The organism is Schlesneria sphaerica (genome assembly GCF_044336245.1).
Classification (GTDB): Bacteria; Planctomycetota; Planctomycetia; order Planctomycetales; family Planctomycetaceae; genus Schlesneria; species Schlesneria sphaerica.
On sequence record NZ_CP172346.1, the window covers coordinates 6,649,825 to 6,672,588 of the forward strand.

General features: G+C 55.7%; 20 protein-coding genes. 8 read left to right on the forward strand and 12 right to left on the reverse strand.

Annotated features, from left to right (window positions below):
* The first annotated feature begins 260 nt into the window (after window positions 1-260).
* Complete coding sequence (locus ACGY09_RS23895; RefSeq protein ID WP_397569722.1) at window positions 261-1,703, forward strand: serine/threonine protein kinase; 1,443 nt, start codon at window positions 261-263, stop codon at window positions 1,701-1,703.
* Between the two features lie 13 nt (window positions 1,704-1,716).
* Window positions 1,717-2,526 carry a DUF1080 domain-containing protein gene (locus ACGY09_RS23900; RefSeq protein WP_397569723.1) on the forward strand — a complete coding sequence of 270 codons (810 nt, stop codon included), beginning with the start codon at window positions 1,717-1,719 and terminating at the stop codon, window positions 2,524-2,526.
* On the opposite strand, the gene ACGY09_RS23905 is transcribed toward ACGY09_RS23900, so the two are convergent.
* The 7 genes from ACGY09_RS23905 to ACGY09_RS23935 all read right to left on the reverse strand — a co-directional run bounded on the left by ACGY09_RS23905 (window position 2,523) and on the right by ACGY09_RS23935 (window position 10,105).
* On the reverse strand, window positions 2,523-3,311 hold the full coding sequence (locus ACGY09_RS23905) for a PIG-L deacetylase family protein (protein WP_397569724.1): 789 nt from the start codon (window positions 3,309-3,311) through the stop codon (window positions 2,523-2,525). The genes ACGY09_RS23900 and ACGY09_RS23905 overlap by 4 nt on opposite strands.
* A 12-nt stretch (window positions 3,312-3,323) precedes the next feature.
* Complete coding sequence (locus tag ACGY09_RS23910) at window positions 3,324-4,355, reverse strand: hypothetical protein (protein ID WP_397569725.1); 1,032 nt, start codon at window positions 4,353-4,355, stop codon at window positions 3,324-3,326.
* On the reverse strand, window positions 4,355-5,248 hold the full coding sequence (locus tag ACGY09_RS23915; protein WP_397569726.1) for a hypothetical protein: 894 nt from the start codon (window positions 5,246-5,248) through the stop codon (window positions 4,355-4,357). The genes ACGY09_RS23910 and ACGY09_RS23915 overlap by 1 nt, the downstream gene beginning before the upstream one ends.
* A gap of 22 nt (window positions 5,249-5,270) precedes the next feature.
* Window positions 5,271-6,593, reverse strand: a complete 1,323-nt coding sequence (locus ACGY09_RS23920) for a hypothetical protein (RefSeq protein WP_397569727.1) — start codon at window positions 6,591-6,593, stop codon at window positions 5,271-5,273.
* Between the two features lie 579 nt (window positions 6,594-7,172).
* Window positions 7,173-7,574, reverse strand: a complete 402-nt coding sequence (locus ACGY09_RS23925) for a 6-pyruvoyl trahydropterin synthase family protein (protein WP_397569728.1) — start codon at window positions 7,572-7,574, stop codon at window positions 7,173-7,175.
* A gap of 270 nt (window positions 7,575-7,844) precedes the next feature.
* Complete coding sequence (gene der, locus ACGY09_RS23930; RefSeq protein WP_397569729.1) at window positions 7,845-9,287, reverse strand: ribosome biogenesis GTPase Der; 1,443 nt, start codon at window positions 9,285-9,287, stop codon at window positions 7,845-7,847.
* 116 nt (window positions 9,288-9,403) lie between these two features.
* Window positions 9,404-10,105, reverse strand: coding sequence for a DUF6655 family protein (locus ACGY09_RS23935; protein WP_397569730.1), 702 nt, complete (start codon window positions 10,103-10,105; stop codon window positions 9,404-9,406).
* 722 nt (window positions 10,106-10,827) lie between these two features.
* On the opposite strand from ACGY09_RS23935, the gene panD reads away from it, so the two are divergent.
* Entirely contained in the window at window positions 10,828-11,178 is a 351-nt protein-coding gene (gene panD / locus ACGY09_RS23940) for an aspartate 1-decarboxylase (RefSeq protein WP_397569731.1), read from the forward strand.
* A gap of 303 nt (window positions 11,179-11,481) precedes the next feature.
* Window positions 11,482-12,477: a sugar phosphate isomerase/epimerase family protein gene (locus ACGY09_RS23945; RefSeq protein ID WP_373652453.1), complete on the forward strand. Its 996-nt coding sequence runs from the start codon at window positions 11,482-11,484 to the stop codon at window positions 12,475-12,477.
* A gap of 247 nt (window positions 12,478-12,724) precedes the next feature.
* Here the strand turns inward: ACGY09_RS23945 and ACGY09_RS23950 are convergent, their stop codons facing one another.
* The 5 genes from ACGY09_RS23950 to ACGY09_RS23970 form a co-directional block, all read right to left on the reverse strand.
* A complete protein-coding gene (locus ACGY09_RS23950) occupies window positions 12,725-14,518 on the reverse strand; it encodes an Hsp70 family protein (protein ID WP_397569732.1) in 1,794 nt (597 codons plus the stop codon).
* 100 nt (window positions 14,519-14,618) lie between these two features.
* Window positions 14,619-15,722, reverse strand: coding sequence for an HlyD family secretion protein (locus tag ACGY09_RS23955; RefSeq protein WP_397569733.1), 1,104 nt, complete (start codon window positions 15,720-15,722; stop codon window positions 14,619-14,621).
* A gap of 91 nt (window positions 15,723-15,813) precedes the next feature.
* On the reverse strand, window positions 15,814-16,581 hold the full coding sequence (locus tag ACGY09_RS23960; protein WP_397569734.1) for an ABC transporter ATP-binding protein: 768 nt from the start codon (window positions 16,579-16,581) through the stop codon (window positions 15,814-15,816).
* Window positions 16,582-16,584: 3 nt separating this feature from the next.
* Complete coding sequence (locus ACGY09_RS23965; RefSeq protein WP_397569735.1) at window positions 16,585-17,724, reverse strand: ABC transporter permease; 1,140 nt, start codon at window positions 17,722-17,724, stop codon at window positions 16,585-16,587.
* A 104-nt stretch (window positions 17,725-17,828) separates the two neighbouring features.
* On the reverse strand, window positions 17,829-18,548 hold the full coding sequence (locus ACGY09_RS23970; protein WP_397569736.1) for a TetR/AcrR family transcriptional regulator: 720 nt from the start codon (window positions 18,546-18,548) through the stop codon (window positions 17,829-17,831).
* Window positions 18,549-18,794: 246 nt separating this feature from the next.
* Between ACGY09_RS23970 and ACGY09_RS23975 the strand changes: the two genes are divergently transcribed.
* The 4 genes from ACGY09_RS23975 to ACGY09_RS23990 all read left to right on the forward strand — a co-directional run bounded on the left by ACGY09_RS23975 (window position 18,795) and on the right by ACGY09_RS23990 (window position 22,736).
* On the forward strand, window positions 18,795-19,280 hold the full coding sequence (locus tag ACGY09_RS23975) for a MarR family winged helix-turn-helix transcriptional regulator (protein WP_373652447.1): 486 nt from the start codon (window positions 18,795-18,797) through the stop codon (window positions 19,278-19,280).
* Between the two features lie 59 nt (window positions 19,281-19,339).
* On the forward strand, window positions 19,340-20,590 hold the full coding sequence (locus ACGY09_RS23980) for an NAD(P)/FAD-dependent oxidoreductase (RefSeq protein WP_397569737.1): 1,251 nt from the start codon (window positions 19,340-19,342) through the stop codon (window positions 20,588-20,590).
* A 69-nt stretch (window positions 20,591-20,659) separates the two neighbouring features.
* A complete protein-coding gene (locus ACGY09_RS23985) occupies window positions 20,660-22,066 on the forward strand; it encodes an anthranilate synthase component I family protein (protein WP_397569738.1) in 1,407 nt (468 codons plus the stop codon).
* Between the two features lie 16 nt (window positions 22,067-22,082).
* Entirely contained in the window at window positions 22,083-22,736 is a 654-nt protein-coding gene (locus ACGY09_RS23990) for an anthranilate synthase component II (protein ID WP_397569739.1), read from the forward strand.
* The last annotated feature ends 28 nt before the right edge of the window (window positions 22,737-22,764 follow it).

The following is a 22,764-nucleotide window of genomic DNA, read 5'->3' on the forward strand; positions in this document are numbered from 1 at the left end:
CTTGCCAGGATCTGGTAACGTTCGATTTGCGTGAACTTTCCGGGTAGACCAGGACGATCGTCTCTCATGCCTTCGACTCACCCCAATTTGGGTGACCGAGCCGATAAAGAGAGGCTTACGAAATCAACTCACCCGGATTCCGTGCCGGATTCGTTAGACGAATCGGTGGTTCAGATCGAGCCTGTTTCTGATGACGGTGGCATGCCGCGTGGATTCTGCTGTCGTTCTGGCGACTTTGAACTCTAATTCCGGCGGGACTTATGCATCCAGACCGTATCGGCCCCTATCTGATTGAGAAGCGAATTGGTGCCGGCGGGATGGGGAACGTCTACCTCGCCAGACACAAGGATTCCACGGAATCCGTCGCAGTGAAAGAACTCCCCGCGTCACTAGCGCGGGAAGGAGGATTCATTTATCGCTTCAATCGCGAAATTGAAGCGATGGAAAAGCTCAACTGCCCAAACATTGTGAAATTTTATGACAGTGGCTCTGACGGGGATACGTACTACTATGCGATGGAGTATGTGGACGGAGAAACTCTGACGGCCAAACTGCGTCGAGAGAAACGCATCCCCTGGAGAGAGACGATTGAAATCGCCAGGCAAATTTGCGCTGGACTGAAGCATGCTCATGATGCGGGTGTCGTACACCGTGATCTGAAGCCGTCGAATCTGATGCTGAGTAAGGACGGGCAGGTCAAGATTACCGATTTTGGTGTCGCTCAGGTCTTCGCCGCGGAACGTCTGACTGCTACCGGAGGGGTAATCGGGACCGCAGAGTTCATGTCACCCGAACAGGTGAAGGGTTCGTGGACAGATAAACGCAGCGACCTGTATTCGCTAGGAGCGGTCATCTACACGATGTTGGTGGGCCAGCCCCCGTTCGTGGGAATGAATGCGACGGATATCATGCAGAAGCAGCGGTTCGGCCGCTTTGATCCACCCAAAAATTACGTGCCAGAAATTCCTGCGACCTTGGACCATCTCGTCTGCCAGTTACTCGAGAAGGAACCCGACAAGCGCCTCCCGGACGCGTTCGTGACGTCCAAAAAGTTGCAAGAGGTGTTGTCACGATACGACGCAGATATCTCTGACGCTGTCGTCTCGCCCACGGACAGGACCCGATCGGATTCCGGCGACGCGCACGCTGCGATTGGCGGAGAACTCGTCAGAGACATCGTCAAAATGGAGATCGCAAACGAACCTTCCTTATTGGGACATGTGTTCAATAACACTTGGGTCCTGTTAACGCTGCTGGCGATGATTTTCGCCGGAGTCGGCTGGCTACTATGGAATTCTAAGTCTCAAACGGAATCATCCGAGGTGGAATTTACTGGAGCAACAGAAGCAGAACGGATCGTTCAGGCTGCGCGATGGCGCTGGAAAGGCGGTGATCCCCACGCGGCCCTGCTTCAGCTGGACGCCCTTCAGGCGGTCATTCAGGGGGATCCCGATGTCCAATCCGTACGGAATTCCATCGAGCGACTCCGATCAGCAATTGCCAAGCAGACGAAAACTCCGGACCAGCAGGAATTCGTCGAACGAGCACTGAGTCGTGCCGATGGTCTTCCCGAAGACCGACAAGAAGAAGCGCGAGAAGTTTATGAAGGGATTATCCTGCTCTATCAGGGTGATAAACGCCTAGAGGCATTCGTCGAACGTGCTCGTAGCAAACTCAAGGAGATTTCCCATTCCACCCCATAGAAACGATTGCGCGATGGAGTCGCCACTCGACTCTGTCGCGGCTCTGACTCTTTCACCTCGACGCGGGCAAGTCTTGCATGAGCTGAACAAACGGGTCCTTCGTACATTATTCTCCAGTCTGCTCGTGGCCTCTCTCAGTTTGGGCTGCCGGGTTGAAAAGCCAGCGACCGCACCCGTGACAATGACAGATTGCCCCCCCTCAGACGTGGCCAAGTCGCCTGACGTGGTGACCGCGGCGCAGCCTGTCGTGGAGACTCAGCCAGAATTCGAACTGGAGCCGGACTTCCGACGGCTGACTCTTGACGATTTCGACAAGTTCGGCGCTGAGCCCGATACATGGGGGGCCAGTGAGGAAGGTTTTTCTTGTACGGGAAAGCCTCGAGGATATCTCTATTCATTAGACGCTTATCAGGATTTCACCTGGCGGTTTGATTACCGCTTTCCCCGTCCGGCTAAACTCACGGACGACAGTAAATTCAAAGGGAACACGGGCTTCCTGGTCTACATCACCGGCCCACACAAGTTGTGGCCGATCTGCCTGGAAGTACAAGGTAAGCACGCTCAGATCGCGACCGTGAAAGAAAACGGAGGGGCCCAGCCAGTCTCTGTCGAGGATGACAACGAAGCTCGGCAGCGCTCCCGAGCCCCCGTCGGACAGTGGAATGCGATCGAAGTTGTCTCCAGAAGTGGCGAGCTTCGTGTGTTTCTGAACGGCAGCCTGATCTCGCATTCCAAGCCAGACTTCCTCAGCGAAGGTTTAATCGGAGTCCAGGCAGAGGATCACCCTTTCGAAGTCCGCAGGATGAGGATCCGCCGCGATTAGTGTGCCTGTGCAGCGGGCGCCCCACCCTCAAGAATCGTCTGGAGGAGATTATCGTGTGGATAGGGGTGTCCGCAGTGCTGTGTAAACGCTTCGCCGTACGCCACACCGATTTCCTGCCCTCTTGCGGCCGACCAGCGGCGGCATCCATCGAGATACTCGTCCAGCCCGTGTTGACGACGTAGCCACATTCGCTGGCTTTCATGGCAAGCAAGCATTTCCAGCTTCTTCTCCATGGTTTCGGAGACGTCGACAATAAAACCTTTCGGAAGCGGATTGCCGTAGTAGTCGATCCCTTGAATGGCATCCACGTAGTACAGGTACGGAATCTTCGTGGTAGGGGTGGCCGGATCCCATTGGTGTGTGACGTAGTTGGGACAGCTTGCGTTGAAGCACGCGTCACGCACGAGGCGGCTGGTCATCTCATGATCGCTCATGTAATCGATCGGAGGGGCCGTGATGACGATGTCGGGTCGTGTCTTGCGAATCGCCTCAGTCACGCGCTGTCGGCTTTCGTTGTCGACGACGATGCTCAGGTCGCGGAATTCCAGACAGGCATAGTCCGCACCGAGAAGCTGTGCCGATCGAAAAGACTCATTGCGCCTGACTTCGGCAATTTCTTCTGCCGACAGCTCGGCACTTCCGCAATCCCCAGGCGTCATCGTCGCCAGTGATACCTGACAGCCAAGATTCTTCAGGCGAATCAAAGTTCCCGCACACTGGAGTTCGATGTCGTCGGGGTGTGCGTGAATGGCGAGAACTCGAACCTGATTGCTTTCTTTCAACATCAATTCGTCACCTTAATGAACTTCCGCAGAATTCAGATCATCTTCTAACCGGGTACCGATTCTTTCGCGACGCTGACGAAGTAACGGGCTGTCGCTCCAGGGAGACGGAACGTCAGCTTCGATCTCGTCGAAGTCTGAGCCGTCATTGCGTCCGACATTTTTGGCAAAGATACCGAGGCTGCGGTTGGCTAGCCACAAGTACAGAAATCCAACACCCAGGAAATGCAAAAGAAGGAAAATCCAGTGCCCGGGTGTGTCGGGAACATCGGAAAGAACCACAGCGGGGCTGATAAACTGAATTGCGGTGACCCAGAACGGAGGTACCGGCTCGGGGAAAAGCGCCCACGCAATCAGGGGCGGGAGAGTACAGACGAGGCTGATCACGGTCATTGTGATCAGGATTGCCTGGGTTTGTGAGCGGCGGCGGAGCCCCTGGTGGAAACCAAACCAGGCAATCGTAGGCAGGTAGAGCGTGACTGAGAGAATGGCCCGAATGGCTGAAAATAGAATCGCAGTCTCGGACAATACTCGGGGATGATAGTTCGAAGTTCGGACCCACGACTCCCACCAGAGCTGAAAGGCGTAAACTGTTGCGAATGGGATCCACAGCATGTGAATTGTACGCCAGATCCCCGCGAATTTCTGCTTGACGATTTCCTCGCTCTTGAGCGGTGTCGTCAGTAGAACATCGAGCGTCTGATGAGATCTTTCCGAGCCAATCAGTCCAGTCGCCTGAATTGAGATCACCAGGGCTGCGACAATCCAAAGGATCCAACTGGCGATGTACGCGGGAGCGAATCGGGAATAGATTGAATGATCATTGGTGGGCCACAGTAGCAGGAAAGTGATCGGAGCTTGAATCAGGATCAACATTCTGAACCGATAGCGGGTGGTCCCCAGCGATCGCTTTGATGTTTCGCGCCAGCGGATCGGATCGTAGTACGGCAGTCCGACGGTTTCCCGGACCAGGACCACTCCTTTCGTCAAACGGTTGTTGTTGGCCTTATCAAAGAATCGATCGAGCCCCTTAAACGTTTTCAGCATCAGGTTATTTGCTCGAACGAAGGCCCGCCGCCACAGGACCAGTGTGCGAACGCGATGCTGAGAGCGGCTGTCCCAAGCGTGGGCAGCGTCATGACCATACAGTCTAGCACGGTCTGCTGTCTCAAGTTCCGAAACCGGCCTGCCTCGGCGGCGATCAGCTCATTTCCGTTCACAATTGCCGGACCAAATGCGAGGACAACCCCGCTTGGAAAGGTCGAACCTCTTTCGAACAGCCACGTATGAGCTTCATCGCTGAGAAGGGGCAATGTGAGCATCTCAAATGCCGGACGGTAGAGAGACTCGTAAAGAGCCGCCGATCCGGCAATACACAGCGCACCAAGCAGATAGGCAGCCAGAAACGAAGATGCCGTCGTACGAAACCACGCCGAGCAGAGAATCGAGAACGCTCCGACCTGCAGCGCGGTTGCTACCAAAACCCACGTCAACTTGACAATGTCAGTCGCTTCGACACCTCCCAGACTGTAGCCAGTCCCCAGAAGTGGCAATGACAGCATCATGAACGATGCGATCGGAACCAATCTGCTGAACAGTTTCTCGAAAATGATGGTCCAGGGGCCGAGTCTGGTCAGCAGAAGCAGACCAAGCGTATCTCGTTCTTTTTCTGCAGTCAGTACGCCACAGGTCATTGCGGGGAGAAACAGGTAGATCGCTACAAACTGGAGAAATCCCAGTGAGATAAAAATTTTGCGACCTTCTCCCAGAATGTTCAGCCCGTTCCATCCCCCCTGCTGACGCTGAAAAATCCAGATTGTCATCCCGTACAGAAGGAGCGCAAAGAGCGCTCGCAAGATGTATGTCCGTTTTCGGGCCGATTGCTCGATGAGTTCTTTCGTCAGAAGCGGAAGATCAAGTTTCACGGTGTACGGGCCCATACACATTCATCCTTGGACGGGTTTACCGATACATAGGCGTCCTTGGAAGCCCCGACACGGGTTCGTGCCGGTAATGAGTTCCTCCATGCGGAATCGTCAGACGCGAATCGACTGTTGCCGTATCGCCGGGCAGATTAGCGAGTCGTGGTCGGAATGTGACGATCAGCATGAGAGGTAGATACCACAGGACGTAGATTCCGCCTTGATGCGGGTACCAGAACTGCGTGGCGACAATGATGGCCGCGGAATTGGCGAGCAGCGTTTCCAGATTTTTCTTATGGGGCCAGATAGTCAACGTCGCAAGCAGCACAGTGAATGTTGCGAACACGGGAATACGGTAAGCAGGGTTATAGAGACTCCAGAACCCCACCCCTTCATCCGCTTGAAACTTCAGGAGACTCCAGTCGATTGACCCAATCGTCTGCCGGGTGAAGCTGTGAGAATCGGCTGAGGTCAGTACCAGACTTCCCAGCAGTACCGCACCGGTCAGGACGAGCGCCATTCCGAATCGCATCGCGCCGCGCCCCCAGTAGAATGCCATCCAGATCGGCAACAGAAAGACTGGGAAAAACAGGGTCCCGCAGGCCAGTCCAAGCAGTCCTCCCGCAACCGTAGGACGATTGTGCGCGGCAACAGCCCACACGATCAAAGCCGCGGGCAGCAAGTGGTTCACTCGGGTGACGTCAAAGGCCGTGACGGGCAGCAGGAGATACATTGTTCCCATCGCCAGACCCAGGTTGGTATCGCTGAAGTGCCAGCGACCGACTGCAATCAAGCCCAACAGGACGGCCAAGTGGGAAAGGAAGGCCATCGACTGTGCGACCGCCTTGGCGGCTCCCCCGGTGAACGGGACTACGGACGTGGCCAGGAGTCGGCTTGCAGGACCAGTCGTGTCTCCGGCATCGGCCGGGCTGTACAGCGTTGAGGGCTCTTGTCGCTTCAGCAATTCGACTGCGTGATTGGCGGTTTGGACTGCACCGATGTCGGTGGGTTCGGTGATGATCTTGGTCGTTTGGAATAGCAGGGCCGCTGCACAAAGAAACGCCATACCAGCGGGGTTCAGGTTTTGCTCCATTCGTGGACGTCGGGTAAGAGTCCAGTCAAAAAGCAGTCGCATCAGCAACAGGCCGCTCACGGCAAACAGCCAGCAGTAGCCCAGCGTTGACCCGGCATAGTTGGATTTCACCAGCAGCAGCCCTGGCGCGAGAGAGAGCAGCAGTGCCAAGTCCAGGTTTCGGATGGACCAGAACCGACTGAATTTAAAGAACACCGCGATGATCAGCAGTAACGACAAATAGAACCATGTCGGTTCGTTGACTTTATAGCCCGTCAGTATGTCTTCCATTTCCGCAGCTCCAAACGCGGCCATTCCACCGACGGCCGCTTTGCTAGAACTCTGTCGTCAGCGTGGACGCTCCCCGGAATGAAAACCGTCAATCGTTGCCCGTTTTTCGTTTCGCAACCAGCGGCGTGAACGGTGCGTGAGGTAGAACATGTGTCCTCCAAAGTCCCCGCCGACTCTCCCGGCCCCTGCTTTCTCGGCCAGTAACGAGACTCCCTTGCTTTCAGGAACTAAAGGATACGGTACCACTGACAGAGTTCAATTGGAATTTCGCATTCACACCCAATAGCTTCGGCATCCGCTCTCTGATCTGACCACTTCTGCAAACTGCTGTGGAGTTTCCGGAAATGCCGCTATTTTGAACGTCTCGGGGACGACCCTAATGAAATTGACGAAGGTAACGATTGTCACCACCGCCGACCCCTGCCGGTCAATCAACGCCATGTGTCAAAGGACAGGCGGCCAATGTCAGAAGGTCCTGTTTCAGGTTCATCAATCGATTGGAAGGTGAGGCTGTCACCTGGACCGCGCGGCGGCGGGTGACGGAGGACGCCACTTCTTTCTCGCGGTTCCGGCAGCAGATTAACCACGGTAAGTGGCGTAAGACTGAAAAGTTTCCCAAAGTGAAACCTCGACGACGGGCAGGTCCTGCGATTTAGCGAAATCAAAGATCAATCGAGCAATGTTTTCTGCTGTCGGGTTGCTGTCGATCAGATAGAGTGGTTCGCCTTGAGCGAGCAGATAATCAACCACCGGATCGTTCCTGTTGAGGATCATGCGGTGGTCGAGATTCTTGTCGATCCAGCCCGCCACATGTTTCTTGATGTCACTGAAATCGACGAGCATTCCTCTGTCATCCAACGCGTCGTTTTCCAGGACAATAATTGCTTTGCCGTTGTGTCCGTGGAGGTGCTTGCACTTTCCATCGTAGTTCAGCAGACGATGGCCGTAACAGAATTCGATCTCTCGAGTTACGCGAAACATTATCGATTCCTTAGTTCACCGGGGGGTGAATTGGGTTGTGAATCAGGCGAAAGGCACCTGGCGGAGTAGTGCGGCCCGCCCGACAGTCTAATCCTCTTCTGTCGGTCGGGGAAATCAAAACGGGATCTCCCGACGGGCAGACATCTTTCCTCATCAGAGCAGAACGACCGAAAAGCAGGTCGACGACCGTTAAACGCTTGTTGATCGTTATGGCGTCATAAGGGATGTCATGCCTCGCTCGGCAAAATCGCGAAAGGCAAGGAGTGGTAATCATTCATCGTCGAGATCGACACCCAGAATTTCGTCTTCGAATTCATCCAGATCAATTCCACGGTCGATGGCCGACGAGATTGCTTCTTCCCGCTCGCCCTTGGTGTGATCATCGGCCTTTGAGCGGAAGTAAAGCTTGATCGGGACTTCCTTGAACGGAAGCCGTTCTCGCAGAACCCCCAGCAGGTATCGTTTATAGTCCTCGTCGAACAGTTCCTTGGCGTTGCACTTGATGACGATCGTTGGGGGTTCGGTTGCCACCTGCGTAGCGAACAGAATTCGCGGTGTCCGGTTCATTCGCGTTGGCGGTGGCGCGTTCTTGACTGCAGCCCGAATCAGCTTGTTCAGCTCACCCGTTTTGGTACGGAATCGGGATTGCTTGTAGATCGACTGCGCGAGGTTGATCAACTTCTTGACGTTGCGTCCCTCTTTCGCGGTGATCACGCAGACGGGGACGTGCCGCATGTGCATGAAGTTCTTGAACAAGTACTCGGCCCATTCCGAAGTCCCGGTCGACTCTGGAGCGAGATCCCACTTGTTGATGACGAAGATGCATGGCTTGTGCTCGTCATGGATTTCTCCGACGAGTTGCTTATCAACCTTCGAAATCGTTTCCATGCAGTCGAAGAACATCAACACAACGTTCGCGCGGCGAATACTCCGTTTCGCCCGTGCCAGTCCGTACCATTCCACGTTGTTCGCGAGACTTTTGCGTTTGCGGACCCCGGGGGTGTCGATCGCGATGAACGATTTGCCGTCCATCTGAAAACGGACGTCGATGCTGTCGCGCGTCGTCCCGGCGATTTCACTGACGATGACGCGATCGTCTTCTGCCAACTGGTTGATGAACGTGCTTTTTCCGACGTTCCGCCGCCCGACAATGGCGAGTTTCAACTCGGGAACTTCTTCCAGCGATTCACCTTCTTCCGCTTCCAGATTGTCAGGAGGCGGAAGGATATTGAGAACGGCTCGCAGCAGTTCGTCCTGGTTACGATTCCCTTTCACACTGATCGTGATGAGCGGTGCATCCGCAACCTGATAGAACTCGGCAGCTTCGCGATCCACTTTGGGGGAATCGCATTTGTTGACGACCAGCAGTTTGGGTTTGTCGATTTTCCAGAGCCGGCGACTGACTTCCTGATCCAACGCCGTGATGCCGGCAGGACCTTCCACGACGAACATGATCACATCAGCCTGCTCGAGAGCAATCCGAATCTGTGTGTCGACTTCCTCGGACAGCTCGCCGACGTCAACGATTCCGATTCCACCCGTGTCAATCAATTCGAAATAGCGATCGTCGACATGCATCAGGTAGGTGACGCGGTCACGAGTCACCCCCGCCATCGGGTCCACAACCGAAACTCGCTTGTGGGCGAGCCAATTCATGATCGAGCTTTTGCCAACGTTGGGACGGCCGACGATGGCGACTTTAGGCACGGACATTCTACAGATCTCTACTGAAAGCAAGGTTTTCGGAACCTTACATCATAGCAGAGCTCTCTAAAGAGTTCAGCCAGTCCGAGAAGACTTGCCCGCTTTTGGCAATCCTTGACGCCTCATTACTGTTCTTCTCGCTGCTCTCCCGCAAGCTGCAGCCGATCAGGCGCGGCTCGACCACTTGGCCCCTGAAATGCAACAGTCGAGGGAAGTTCCTGATTGGGTTGGCCTGGCCGGCGTGACGTTGTGCGTTCGATTTCATTCCGCGCAGTCCCCGACTGGAAGGGACCTAAACCGAGAAGAAACGTGTTGGTGTCGTGGGACATCGATGCCGTAACACCTCCTGGGCCAAGAAGTTCATGCGATTTGACGTCGTAGGCAACCATCCCGATTTTGGCAAGCGCTGACTGTTTCTGCTTCTGCCAGAAGCGGACTTCGGGCAGTGTCATCATCCCGGGCAGGACGATTTCCGGAATTCCCACGTAGGAGTCCGAATTGTCGGTGCCGATTCCACCACTGCGGACTTCCACAACAATGTCCGCATCTTCCGCTTTGGGGGCAATTATGGCCCCGTTCAACATGAGACGGTGCCGGATTGAGCCGACCACATAGCCTTTGTCGATACCTTCGAGATATTTTTCCTCGACGAAGACACGGGAACCCTGAAATGCAGTGAAATCGCACTTCGCCAAGGATTGATCGACGGCACCGGAAATCAGAAACTGCTCGCGGGCCGTGCGGGCCGTGTCCGACCGCTTCATCGTGGAACAGCCCATTGCGAACGGGCCCATCGCCAGCAAAAATATCAGGATGTGCCTTGCCATCGACTCTACCTCGTCCGCGCTGGTTTGGGATTGGATAAATCAGGACACGTGTCGCCGATCTGAAGAGATCGTGGCCAACGCGGACACGCGAAGTGAATTGCTGCGATCCCGTTCAGAACACGACAGAACTGAGCCCACGGAGGGATCAAGGCCTGGCACAAGCTCTGGCGGACCGGCTTAATGAATTGTTCGATTTGGGTGCAAGGGAGATTGCCGGGGCGTTTTAGCGAACAACAAAAAATGCAACAAGCCGAATTTTCGTGGGAAGTTGCGCTGCACCGCTTGGAGAGTCAACCTGTTTCGGCAAGAATAACGACGCCGCAGGACGACTGAGAACGTAACTTTGATTTCGGCTCAAGGCCCGTAGAATTCGTGTCGGACGAGTTGGCTCGGCAGCAGAATCCCAAAAAGAAGCTGCTGAAGGGGGCGGTCACGCCGGGGAGTTTTTCTCTGGCAAACCTTTTCCGAGGGTTCAACCTGCTCGGGTTGGCTATCAGAGATTTATCCGGTGGCACATGGTGAAAGAGCTCGGGGGGAATGTCGCGGAGGCTGTCGCGACGGCTAAAGTGTCCTGCTCTGAGCAACGTTATTAGTCAGGGAAGATTTTCACAATCAGGTCATAATCGCTCTCATAAAACTACAGAATCCATTGATTTCCAGCGTGCGGCACCATGACCTGCCCCCCGCCCCGATCAGCGATATCGATAGAACTTAGAAAAAGCATGCAGCGAATTCTGCTCAAATCCAAGATTCATCGTGCAACCGTCACTGACGCTCAACTGCATTATGAAGGAAGCGTTACCATCGACTACGACCTCATGCACGCGGCGAATATCGCCGAGCACGAGCAGGTTCATATTTACGATGTGAACAATGGCAATCGACTGATCACCTATGCCATTCGCGGGCCCGAGGGGAGTGGGACCATCTGCATCAATGGAGCGGCAGCGCATCTGGTCTCCCCCGGTCATCTCGTCATTATCTGCGCTTATGCCCAGTTCGAAGAGTCAGAAGTGCAAACGCACAAGCCGAAGGTGATACATGTCGATCCAAAGAACCGAAGGACCGACTGAATCAGCCGGAGTCGGTTCGTACGACAGAGCTGCTGAAGGCGGTATTTCAACTTAGAATTCCGGCAGCAATCGCAAATGGGATGCGGAACATCGCGCGCTTGTCACTCGTGAAACTCTCGAGCGGCGTAAGGGGTATCGGTTGGCTGTCTGCCGCAACAACGTGTGCTGCGGCCGTGAAAACTCGTGGGCCGGTCAAGTTCAGCTTGGTTGACATTCCGTTGATACCGGTCTAGTTTCGTGCCAAAATGCCGGTCTCGCTTCTCACTCTTCGTTTCCAATTTCAACGATTGAAAGGCAACTCCGATGGGTCGTCCTGTTACCCTGTTTACTGGCCAATGGGCTGACCTGAAGCTCGAAGACCTCTGCAAGAAGGCCAAAGATTTTGGCTACGACGGGCTGGAACTGGCCTGCTGGGGTGACCACTTCGAAGTGGACAAGGCTCTGTCGGATGATACCTACTGTGCCCGTAAACGAGAGCTTCTCGAAAAGTACGATCTCCAGGTATTCGCGATCTCTAACCATCTGGTTGGACAAGCGATTCTCGACAATATCGACGCACGTCACAAAAGCATTCTTCCACCCTACGTCTGGGGTGATGGCAAGCCTGAAGGCGTGACGCAACGTGCGATCGAGGAAATGAAGAATACTGCCCGCGCAGCTCAGAAGCTGGGTGTCGGTATCGTCAATGGTTTCACCGGCTCAAGCGTCTGGCACCTGATTTACGACTTCCCTCCCACACCGAAATCGATGTACGACGATGGATTCAAGTTGCTCGCCGAGCGATTCAATCCGATCCTCGACGTCTTCCAGGAATGCGGAGTCAAGTTCGCGCTGGAAGTACACCCCACCGAAATCGCCTTCGACCTGTATTCCGCCGAGCGGGCTGTTGCCGCGCTGGGTGGACGAGAAGAGTTCGGATTCAACTTCGACCCCAGCCACTTGATCTGGCAAGGAGTCGACCCAGTGGAATTTATCCGGTACTTCCCGAACCGGATTTACCATGTCCACATGAAGGACGCCAAAGTAACGCTTAACGGCCGTTCCGGAATTCTGGCCAGCCATCTGTCGTTCGGTGATTCACGACGAGGCTGGGATTTCCGCAGCATGGGACGGGGTGGCGTGAACTTTGAAGAAGTCATCCGCGCTCTGAACGCCATCAAGTACCAGGGCCCATTGTCCGTAGAATGGGAAGACAGCGGAATGGATCGCGAACACGGTGCACGTGAATCCTGCCAGTACGTCAAGAACATCGACTTCGCTCCCTCAGGACGAGCCTTCGACTCAGCATTCTCGGAGTAATCTCGAACCGCATGACCCGGCCTTCGAGTCCGGGTCATGTTTCTGATTCACCGTGAAGGTTCTTGCAAAGTCGATCTCGCCTTCAGTTAATATCAAGACGCCCGCTCTTGGAATTCCGAGAGTGGGCGTTTTTTGTGCGCCAGACACGCCTGAATCGAGCCGTGATGTGGTTTCCCGGGTGCACTCGATGTGAGACGACACTAGGACATCTCCCCGAGAGAGCGGAAAACCTATCACAGGTGTCAGATTATTTTTCTGCGTCTTCACGGATACTAAATTCGAGCTTCCACCGGCCGCTGCCGCGTGTGCTGACACACCATAGTTCCAGCACGCCCAGTTCTGTCAGTTGTGTATGAAACTGAACAGGAACATAGTGGTCATCGATGGCGTCATCCTTGGGCAGTGTTGCTTCCAGTGAATCGGTCTCGACAATCTCGTCATCACCCCAGCGCTGCAGACGGACCCCTGGCTGGTCGTCTTTTCTCGTGGAGGAACTGAAAAACCGGAAATGAGCCGGTTGGCCCACAATCAATCCGATCGGGTCAGAGGGGACATCCAGCTCGGTTCCCTCTTCCATTCCAAAGGGGACGACGCACAGGGCACGCAAAGGCCGCGCGGCTCCGGGGATTGCGAGACCGGCGGTCTCAATTCCGATGTAGTATGCTCGTGCGGTCCCCCCGCGAATGCGGACCCCGCCTTTCACTTTGGCCCAGCCATAATAGGCCGCTCCCCGAGCGACTGCATGGTCCAGATCGTGTACCCCTTCCAGTAACTGAGGTGGTTGATCAGGGAACCAGGATTTAAGTGTCTCAAGCAGGCGAGATTGGAACTGCTCTGCTTTGTAGACACCCCCATTGAACAGGACGTGTGTGGGACGGGCGGCCCCGTCTTCGTCGGTACCATGACTCTGCAGGAAGCCTGCCAGATGACGCGTGATTGCCACGTCTGCTTCGTACGGAAGTCCGATTTCCTGGAACCCCGACACACGCTGGCGAGCGGGGCGCTCGGTTGAATTGCACGCAGGGAAGAATCCGTCGATCAGCAACTGCATCGCGGCTTCACGACTCACTTCAACAGTAACCGTTCCCCCGATCAACTTACTGCCGCGGCCCAATACCGAAATCGGATGCTTCTTCGGGCCGTCGGGGGCGAGCAGGACCTCTTTGGCCTGCCGGCAGGAATGCCAGAGCGAGACCGATTGCCAGGGATCGAGGTTGACCCCCTTCTTGGCAAACAGTCCGGAGACATAGTGCGCCAGCGCCAGGTCCATGTTGTCACCTCCCAGCAGGAGATGATTGCCGACAGCGACCCGTTTGAGAGTCAGTTCCCCTTCTTCCTCGCTGACGCCTACGAGCGTCAAGTCGGTCGTTCCCCCGCCGACGTCGCAGACCAGTAGCGTGTCGCCAACTTTCAGCACTTTTCTCCACCGGTCCCCGATTGTGGTCAGCCACGCATAGACGGCGGATTGAGGTTCCTCGAGTAGAACAAGGTCATCAGGCAGTCCTGCCGCAGAGGCAGCTTCGCGTGTGAGTTCGCGCGCACTGGCATCGAATGACGCAGGAACCGTTAGAACGACATGCTGACCGGCAAGGGGGGCGTCCGGATGTGCCTGATCCCAGGCGGCAACGAGGTGTTCCAGATATCTGCGGGTTGCCGTGACGGGCGATACCTTGGGAAGCTCGTCCCCGGCACCCCATGGCAAGATCGCCTGATGTCGGTCGATTCGACTATGACAGAGCCACGATTTCGCGGCACCGACGGTTCGGTCAGGCAGTTCAGCAGACTGTCTTCGCGCCATTTCTCCAATGGCAAAATCACGTCCCTTTGACCAGGGGACGTCATAGGCGCCGGTCGCCCCTTCCTGCTTACCGGCAAGATAAAGGAAAGACGGAAGCAGATCGCGTGCTTCGACTGTCGCCGGAGCGACCAGTTGTGGGATCGGCAGTAGCTGAACTTCCGGATGCTCGGCGTCCAGTGCGGCATAGGCCAGCGCGCTGTTGGTGGTCCCGAGATCGATTCCGATGATGTACTTGGCTGGCATACGGCCGTTTCTAGGTCGAACTCAACAATGGACGACGGCCCGAAACGGGTACCATACCCGGTTCTCCATCACCGTCGGTATTACTTGCGTTCTGTTACTTTTACTCGACTGAGCGATCCTGTTCAAACGCTTTAGGGGAAGAAGAGGCCTGACACTCGATTGAAACGTCCAGTTGCTGGCCGACGTATACTCGCGGAGCAGGTTCATCAATCTCATACAGAATTTGCAGGACACGCGTATCGATCCGTTCAGTGTTGTCACCCGTGAACGCTCTTTTAGGAATCACGTACGGTTCGACTCGCACGAATTCCAGCTTGAGGTTCTGATCCGAGGCGCCGCGGGGTGTGGCCATGGCCTTCCCCGTCACATGGAACCGGCTGATGTCTCGTTCATCAATATCGACACGGACGCGAAGACGCTGCAGGTCTCCCAGCAGAATCAACGCCTTGGACGACGAAGAATTAACGTATTCTCCCGGCCGCACATCGATTTTCAGAATTTGACCATCGACGGGGGCTCGGACGAGACAGCGGTCAATCTCTGTCTCAATATTTTCGACTTCGGCACGAGCTGATTCGAGGGAAGCTTGTGTTACGGCTTTGTCGGAATCCCACGCACCGGCCATCAGTAGCGAGTGCTCAGCCTGGGCCTGCTGATATTGCTGGTCGGCCGCCGCGAAAGTGAATCGCCGCGAAGTGAATTCCTCATCCGACATGACCTTGCGTCCCAACAGCTGTTCGCCCCGGTCCAGCAGGTCTTTCAGGCGGGTTCGGTTCGCTTCGGCAACGCGGACTTTGGCTTCGCTTGGAGGAATCTCTTCCGGCCTCGGCATGTGCTCAAGCCTTTTCAGCTGGGCTTCGGCCATGGCCACCCGTGACTGCATGACATGTAACTGAGATCGGAGGTGCCTGTCGTCCACGCGAAAGAGCGGAGTTCCAGTTGTCACGCGCTGACCAAGTTGCTCGGCAGTGACGCAAACTTCAAGAACCACTCCGGCGATTGGCGTTCCGATCGAAATATTCTCGGTACGGGCCTCAACCAGACCTGTACCAGAGATACCGACCTTAAATGATTGCTTGGGGGGCTCGACCAGCGGCGTCGCTCTCGGAATTTTTTCCGCGGCAAACATCAGGTGATAGATGGAAAATGCGAACATGCCTGTGGCGAGCACGGGAAGAAAGAGGGCACGCACGGTTTTCAACATTTCAGTCCAGCCTTCTGACATTTCAATAAACTGTTGTGATCGGTTTGCTTCGGTTTCAGGAAGAACTTGTCATCCGTCTTGCGATGTCGTGTTAGTGATGAATTTCGAGAGGACGAACACCCGTGGGATCGGGGACTTCCACTTTTGTCACCACTCCATCATCCATGTGGATGATCCGGTCACCAAAACTGAAAACACGACTGTCATGAGTCACGACAATGACCGCACGGTCGGGCTGAAGTGCGACACGTCTCAGCAATTCCATCACAGTTTGACCCGACTGAGCGTCGAGTGCCGCAGTCGGCTCGTCACACACCAGCAAACGTGGCTCATGCACGAGGGCCCTCGCAATCGCCACTCGTTGCTGCTGTCCCCCCGAAAGCTGATTGGGAAACAGGTGCTTTCGTTGCGCCAGTCCGACTTCCGCGAGAATTTCTTTGGCCTCTGCAAATGCTTTTCGCCGTGACATCCCCGCGATGATCAGGGGGATCGCGGCATTCTCCACGGCGGTCAGGGTCGGCAGCAGATTGTACTGCTGGAACACAAAGCCAATATTCTTTTGCCGGAACTGGACGAGACGAGAACCGCTCATTCCGATCAAGTCTTCTCCCAGCACGGTCAGCGATCCGCTCGTCGCGTTCAGCAGCCCCGCAACAATCGAAATTAACGTCGTCTTACCGCAGCCAGACTGACCGACCAGCAGCGTCATCTGCCCCGCAAGGACATCAAGGTCGACACCGCGCAGCGCGATCGTTTTGGTTTCGCCCGTGCCGAACTCTTTGAAGATCTGACGACACGCGACGGCCAGCACCTCAGGCGGGTGTATGTCACTGATCGGTGATGGGGAAACTACGGTCATGGATCAGCCTCGGAAGACAACCGCAGGTTCCAGGAACAACACTTTTCGCAGACTGAACAGACTGGTCAGCAGAATGATGATCACCACGGCCAATCCCACGCCGATGGCCGCAACGAGGTTGAGGTGAATGCCTGCCATCGGAGCGATTCGATTCGTGAACGTGAAGAAAATTGCCGTCGTGCCCATTCCCAGGCCGTAGCCAATACCGCTGACGGCGCTGGCCTGCAGCAGGATCATCGAGATTAAGCGGGCGTTGGTGACTCCCATGGCCTTGAGTGCTCCGAATTGTTTCAGGTTTTCGAGCGTGAACAGGTAAAAGGTCTGACCGGCTACCGCTGCTCCCACGATGAATCCCAGGCCGATCGTGATCCCGAAGTTGATAGGAATCCCGGTGGAACTCATGAAATAGTCGATTGTTTTCCAGAAGAAACCGTCCTGAGTCAGCGCCATTAACCCGCACTGCTGCTCGATCGCCTGGCAGACTTGCTGCGGGTCCTGACCCGGCATGGCCTTCGCAAGGACGTAGTTCATCAGGTTGCGATTGGTGGGAAAAAAGCGTTCCACTTCCGTGAACCGCGAATACAGAATCGGAAGAGTCGTGAAGGGAGGCGATGCTTTGCAAATGCCCATCAGAACGACTCGTCGATCGTTGATGTGAAATTCGCGTCCCAACTGGAATGGTTCCCCAGGCCACATGTATTCGTAGCCCGCCTTATCGATGAACACGGCGTTGGCACGGTTCAGGTCACTCAGTTCCCCCAAGACCATTCGTCGGGGTGATCCGACCATCGTCGCGTCGTCGACCCCGAGCAACATGACGTTTCGAAAATTCCCATCCGGCAGGCGTGCGGTCGCACTGCTCTTGTGAAAGCGAACGGCCCATTCGACCCCCGGAACGCCGCGGACACGCTGCAAATCGTTATTCGGCAGGAATGGAGCTTCATCGATGTACCGGACTTTGCTGTCCATCACCCATAAGTCCGCATCGCGGACATCGATGATCTGGCTGGCAGACCGTTCGACGACCCCCATGAAAATGGAGACCTGCTGTGACATCAGCAACGTCGCGAATGTGATGCTGAGAATCAGGCTCAGGTACTTGCTTTTGTCGCCCGTCAGCATTCGTAGTGCGAGCCAGTTCATAAAGTACGTCTTCGAGGTGATCCCGGTTCAGTTTCGTTCTGCTATTGTAGTCAGGCAAAAATGCGTCGAATTTTGACGACGCGCCAAGAACGGGCGAAAAAAATTCAGTTGAGCCCCAGGGAGGCCTGTTCGGGTGCAAAAATCTCGGACAGGACTCGCTGACGGCTGACTTCGTAATTCCATTCCCCTGAAAGTGGTTTCCAGTCGAACCCGTCAAGCAGTGTATGGATTCCTTTCATCAGGACTTTAACCGGGTCTTGAATCTCAAATTCTTTCAACATTGGGCAGTAATGCAGTGCCGTCATGTGCGTCCCTAGCGCCATGGTGATGACCGAATAGACCAGTTCCCTCGAATCGACGGTCGGTCGCAGTTCGCCTGCATCCACGCCTGACTGAACGATTCGCAGGACCGTTCCAAAACAGGCAGATTCCAGCCGATCGAGTGCTTCCCGACGTTCTGCGGATGCACGTTCCCGCAGATTGGCCAGCTTGATAATGAACTCAGAATGGTAGTGGTGTGGTTCGAGACGCGAGAAAATCTCATCCGCCACCCCGATAGCCGCCAGCCGCTCACGGGAACGTCCTACGAATTGTTCGGCCCTCAGGAACAGCTCAACACGCCGTTCCATGCTTTCGATGGCCAGTGCCGTGACAAGATCTTCCTTCGTTGAGAAGTGCTGATAGACCGTACCCTTCGAATACTCCGTCGCTTCTGCCAACTGGTCCATGCTCAGGCCCGCATAGCCCTGCTCGATCAACAGCTTACGGGCAACCTGCAGAAACAGTTGCTCTCGTTCTTTGATCTGACGTTGTTTGCGTGTCATGGTTCCCATGCGTCAATTATCGACGGATCGTCAAAAAATGTCAAACAGATTAATTCCGACAGGAAAGGAAATCTCTTTCATCTCGGGTGAGCAAACAGTCGACAGGTGTTGAAACGACAGTCGTCTTGACGAATGAATCCAGCGGCCTACAATTCGCATGAACCGTTCCCAGTTGGGGGCAACGAGCAGCAAGCAGCGCCTCGTTGAGCGGATTCCGTTACAAGTCAACTCATGGGATGATCATCATTGGCTGCGACGGCCCGAAAATCTCGTTTCGACTCCCTGCAGCAAGAGGTCTATCTAAACCTCTGGCGCACGTATGACAGGTTGAAGTCGCTGGAGGATGAGCTTTTCGCATCGCATGAACTCTCAGCGCAGCAGTACAACGCGCTCCGACTTCTGCAGGCCGTGCATCCCGCTTCGATGCCGACATCTGCCTTGGGAAATAAGCTGATTTCGCGGGCCCCCGATATGACTCGCCTGCTCGACCGCCTTGAGGCACGTGGGTTAATTCAACGCGAGCGGCGCGCTGACAATCGCCGCGTCGTCGAAGTCAGCATCACCGCTGGCGGGCTGCAACTCGTCGATGAACTTTCCACCGCCGTCAGCGAGTGTCATTCCCGGCAACTCGGTCATTTGTCAGAAGCTCAGTTAAAGCAACTGGTAGAACTTTTGTATGCGGCTCGCTTCCCACACGAAGTGGAAGGCAGCCACTGGTGTCGAGAAGCGTGATTCGTTCATCAATCCTCTCTTGTCCATAGATTTCCTTGTTTAGTGGAGCAACCGTAGCCATGGTGAATTCGACTGACCCTCGCGTGATCGTGATTGGTGGCGGCCCCTCCGGCTCGACAGCAGCGACTTTGATCGCTCAGCGCGGTCACAAAGTTCGGCTGCTGGAGCGAGAGCAGTTTCCGCGGTTCCATATTGGTGAATCGTTGATCCCGCAAACGTATTGGGTCCTCAAACGACTCAATATGCTGGATAAGATGAAGAGTAGCGAGTTCATCCGAAAGTACAGCGTGCAGTTCGTCGGCGCCAGTGGTCGACTGTCGGAGCCTTTCTATTTTCTCGACCACAAGCCGCATGAGTCGTCCCAGACGTGGCAAGTCCGGCGTAGTGAGTTCGACCAGATGACGCTCCAGAACGCCGCCGACCACGGCGTCGATGTGCAGCAAGGTGTGCGAGTTCTCGAAGTCCTCTTCGAGGGCGAACGAGCCGTCGGTGTGCGCGTGAAAGACGAAGCCGGTGGCGAAGAGCGGATCGAGCGAGCTGACGTGATCGTGGATGCAAGCGGTCAAAGCTCGTTGATTATGGGTAAGCTCGGTCTGCGCGAATGGGATCAGGAACTGAAGAAGGCGGCCGTCTGGACGTATTGGGAAGGTGCTCAGCGAGACACGGGACGCGACGAGGGGGCGACGGTCGTACTGCAGGTTCAGGGAAAAACAGGATGGTTCTGGTACATCCCGCTGCATGACAACATCATCAGTGTCGGTGTCGTCGCTGACCATAACTACCTGTTTAAGAATCGCGATACCAAAGATTTCGAGGCCATCTATCACGCGGAAGTCGAAAAATGTCCGGCGGTGAAGCAACGAATCAGTCTTGGAAAGCGGGTCGCCCCTTATCGGGCCGCGAAGGAATATTCCTATCGCTCCCGCCGTGCCGCCGGAGATGGCTGGGTCCTCGTCGGCGATGCCTTTGGCTTCCTAGATCCGCTTTACTCTTCCGGTGTGCTCCTGGCACTGAAGTCAGGTGAACTCGCCGCTGATGCGGTTTGTGAGGGATTGGCCAAGGGGGATACGTCGGCGGCTCAACTGGGAGCCTGGGAACCCGATTATGTCCGAGGTATGCAGCGGATGCGATCACTGGTCAACGCTTACTACGCCGGTTTCAGCTTCGGCAGATTCGTTGCCAAACACCCTAATCGCAAGGGGGATATCACAGACCTGCTGATTGGTGATCTCTTTCGGCCAGAACTCGATGAGACCCTCGCACTCGTCGAAGAGGCGCTGAAGACGCCCGCCATGGCAGAGCATAAGTAATCGACGTTTCCAGTACTGCGACCCGAGAGTGCAGATGCATGGATGCCCTCTGGGAGTGCGAGAGCACGCATGACCGCGATCACGTTTCCCCTCGTCGAAGAGCTTTCTCCATCTACTGACGTGATGTCAGCAGTAGAGGCCCTTGCAGACTGGCCGAATCTGCTGCTGTTTGAAAGCGCTCTTCAACGGAGGGGGGTCGGTCGCTACACCTTCCTGATGGCTGATCCGATCAACCGCTGGGAGCTTGATCGTTCCCGCTACGGAATCGATCCTTTCGAACAAGTCCGCGCAGCGTGGAAGGAATTACCAACCGCGCGGGTTGCGGGCCTCCCCCCTTTTCAAGGGGGGATCGCCGGTCTGCTGGGGTATGAACTGGGGCAATCCTGGGAGCGAATTCCGACACCCACCTTCAACGAATTCAATCTGCCGGTCCTGGCGGTGGGACTTTATGACTGGGTGATCGCCTGGGATCATGAACTACACAAAGTCTGGCTCGTCTCGCAGGGGTGGCCGGAGCGGGAGCCGGACCGCCGTGCTTTTCGTGCCGCTGACCGGATACGCAATGTTCAGGCTGCACTGGCAGCAGGCCGCGCCCGCCCAGACGAGACATCTCCCCTTCCGCGGAAGCTCGAACTGGCGGACCAGTTTCCCCTTCCCTCCGTGCCGCATGTGTCGAGTACCTTCACGCGTGAGGGCTACCTGCGGGCGGTTGAGCGAGTGATCGAGTACATCCAGGCGGGCGACATCTTCCAGGCGAACCTGTCGCAAAGGCTGCTGGCACCGGCACCGTGTGGGCCTGTGTCGCTCTATCGGCGGCTGCGGTCTGTCAATCCGGCACCCTTTGCCGGTTTGATGGTCTGGAATGACTGGGCCATCGTCAGCGCCTCCCCCGAACGGTTTCTCTGGGTTCAGGATGGCGAGGTGGAAACGCGTCCGATTAAGGGAACTCGTCAAAGGAAACGGGGCCCCGAGGCCGATCTGTTTACTCGTGACGAGCTACGACAGAGTGAAAAGGACCAAGCCGAGAATGTGATGATCGTCGATTTGTTACGGAACGACCTGTCCCGAGTCTGCCTGCCGTCGACAGTCCGTGTCCCACAGCTTTGCACGGTCGAAACATACGAAACCGTTCAGCATCTGGTTTCTGCTGTCACAGGCCAGCTCAAACCAGAACTATCGATCTGGGATCTGTTTCAAGCGACTTTTCCGGGCGGTTCGATTACCGGAGCTCCGAAAGTCCGGGCCATGGAGATTATTGCAGAACTGGAACCGACCGTGCGAGGCCCCTACTGCGGCAGCCTGTTCTACGTCGGGGCCGATGGGCAGGCGGACAGCAATCTCCTGATTCGCTCGTACGTGCAGCGGCATGGCTGGCTACAATGTAACGTCGGAGGAGGCATCGTCGCTCAGTCGGACTCCAAAGCGGAGTACGAAGAGACGTTGACGAAAGCGGCAGGGATGCTGAAGGCCCTTTGATTGCTGGCAACACCTGATGTTACTTCTGATCGATAATTATGACAGCTTCGTCTACAACCTGGCGCGGTACCTGGTCGAGTTAGGGTGCGAAACCCGCGTTGTCCGCAATGACGCCATTACCGTGGAAGGAGTCGCGGAACTGGCCCCTCGTGCCATCATCATTTCTCCCGGCCCCTGCACACCCCATGAAGCGGGTGTCTCAATTCCCCTCATCCGTGAGTTGAGCCACGCCATCCCCATGCTAGGCGTCTGCTTAGGCCATCAGGCCATTGCCGCAGCACTCGGCGGTGACGTCATCCGGGCTCCCAAACCGGTCCACGGTCGTACGTCATTGATTCAGCATACGGGCGAAGACCTGTTTCAGGACTTGCCGCAACCGTTAAGAGTTGCACGATACCACTCGCTGATCGTTGATGAGCAAACCCTGCCTTCCTCGCTGCGAGTCACCGCCCGCACCGAGGAGGGGATCCCGATGGCCCTGCAGCACGAGACACGCCCTCTCTATGGAGTCCAGTTCCACCCGGAATCCGTACTCACCCAGTCTGGTCACCAGCTTCTGGCAAACTTTCTCCGTCTCTCCGCCCTCCCCTCCACCATTTCCTCCGCCACCAACTGGCAAGAGACCTCGGCAGAAGCGGAAGAACCCAAGGTACCCGTCGTCTCGTGGTGACGTCGGCGGAAATCCTTTGAGGGTCCCT

Coding starts and splice junctions, on each gene's coding strand:
- ACGY09_RS23895 (WP_397569722.1), top strand. CDS start 261: ATGCATCCAGACCGTATCGGCCCCTATCTGATTGAGAAGCGAATTGGT.
- ACGY09_RS23900 (WP_397569723.1), top strand. CDS start 1,717: ATGGAGTCGCCACTCGACTCTGTCGCGGCTCTGACTCTTTCACCTCGA.
- ACGY09_RS23905 (WP_397569724.1), bottom strand. CDS start 3,311: ATGTTGAAAGAAAGCAATCAGGTTCGAGTTCTCGCCATTCACGCACAC.
- ACGY09_RS23910 (WP_397569725.1), bottom strand. CDS start 4,355: ATGCTGAAAACGTTTAAGGGGCTCGATCGATTCTTTGATAAGGCCAAC.
- ACGY09_RS23915 (WP_397569726.1), bottom strand. CDS start 5,248: ATGGGCCCGTACACCGTGAAACTTGATCTTCCGCTTCTGACGAAAGAA.
- ACGY09_RS23920 (WP_397569727.1), bottom strand. CDS start 6,593: ATGGAAGACATACTGACGGGCTATAAAGTCAACGAACCGACATGGTTC.
- ACGY09_RS23925 (WP_397569728.1), bottom strand. CDS start 7,574: ATGTTTCGCGTAACTCGAGAGATCGAATTCTGTTACGGCCATCGTCTG.
- der (WP_397569729.1), bottom strand. CDS start 9,287: ATGTCCGTGCCTAAAGTCGCCATCGTCGGCCGTCCCAACGTTGGCAAA.
- ACGY09_RS23935 (WP_397569730.1), bottom strand. CDS start 10,105: ATGGCAAGGCACATCCTGATATTTTTGCTGGCGATGGGCCCGTTCGCA.
- panD (WP_397569731.1), top strand. CDS start 10,828: ATGCAGCGAATTCTGCTCAAATCCAAGATTCATCGTGCAACCGTCACT.
- ACGY09_RS23945 (WP_373652453.1), top strand. CDS start 11,482: ATGGGTCGTCCTGTTACCCTGTTTACTGGCCAATGGGCTGACCTGAAG.
- ACGY09_RS23950 (WP_397569732.1), bottom strand. CDS start 14,518: ATGCCAGCCAAGTACATCATCGGAATCGATCTCGGGACCACCAACAGC.
- ACGY09_RS23955 (WP_397569733.1), bottom strand. CDS start 15,722: ATGTTGAAAACCGTGCGTGCCCTCTTTCTTCCCGTGCTCGCCACAGGC.
- ACGY09_RS23960 (WP_397569734.1), bottom strand. CDS start 16,581: ATGACCGTAGTTTCCCCATCACCGATCAGTGACATACACCCGCCTGAG.
- ACGY09_RS23965 (WP_397569735.1), bottom strand. CDS start 17,724: ATGAACTGGCTCGCACTACGAATGCTGACGGGCGACAAAAGCAAGTAC.
- ACGY09_RS23970 (WP_397569736.1), bottom strand. CDS start 18,548: ATGACACGCAAACAACGTCAGATCAAAGAACGAGAGCAACTGTTTCTG.
- ACGY09_RS23980 (WP_397569737.1), top strand. CDS start 19,340: ATGGTGAATTCGACTGACCCTCGCGTGATCGTGATTGGTGGCGGCCCC.
- ACGY09_RS23985 (WP_397569738.1), top strand. CDS start 20,660: ATGACCGCGATCACGTTTCCCCTCGTCGAAGAGCTTTCTCCATCTACT.
- ACGY09_RS23990 (WP_397569739.1), top strand. CDS start 22,083: ATGTTACTTCTGATCGATAATTATGACAGCTTCGTCTACAACCTGGCG.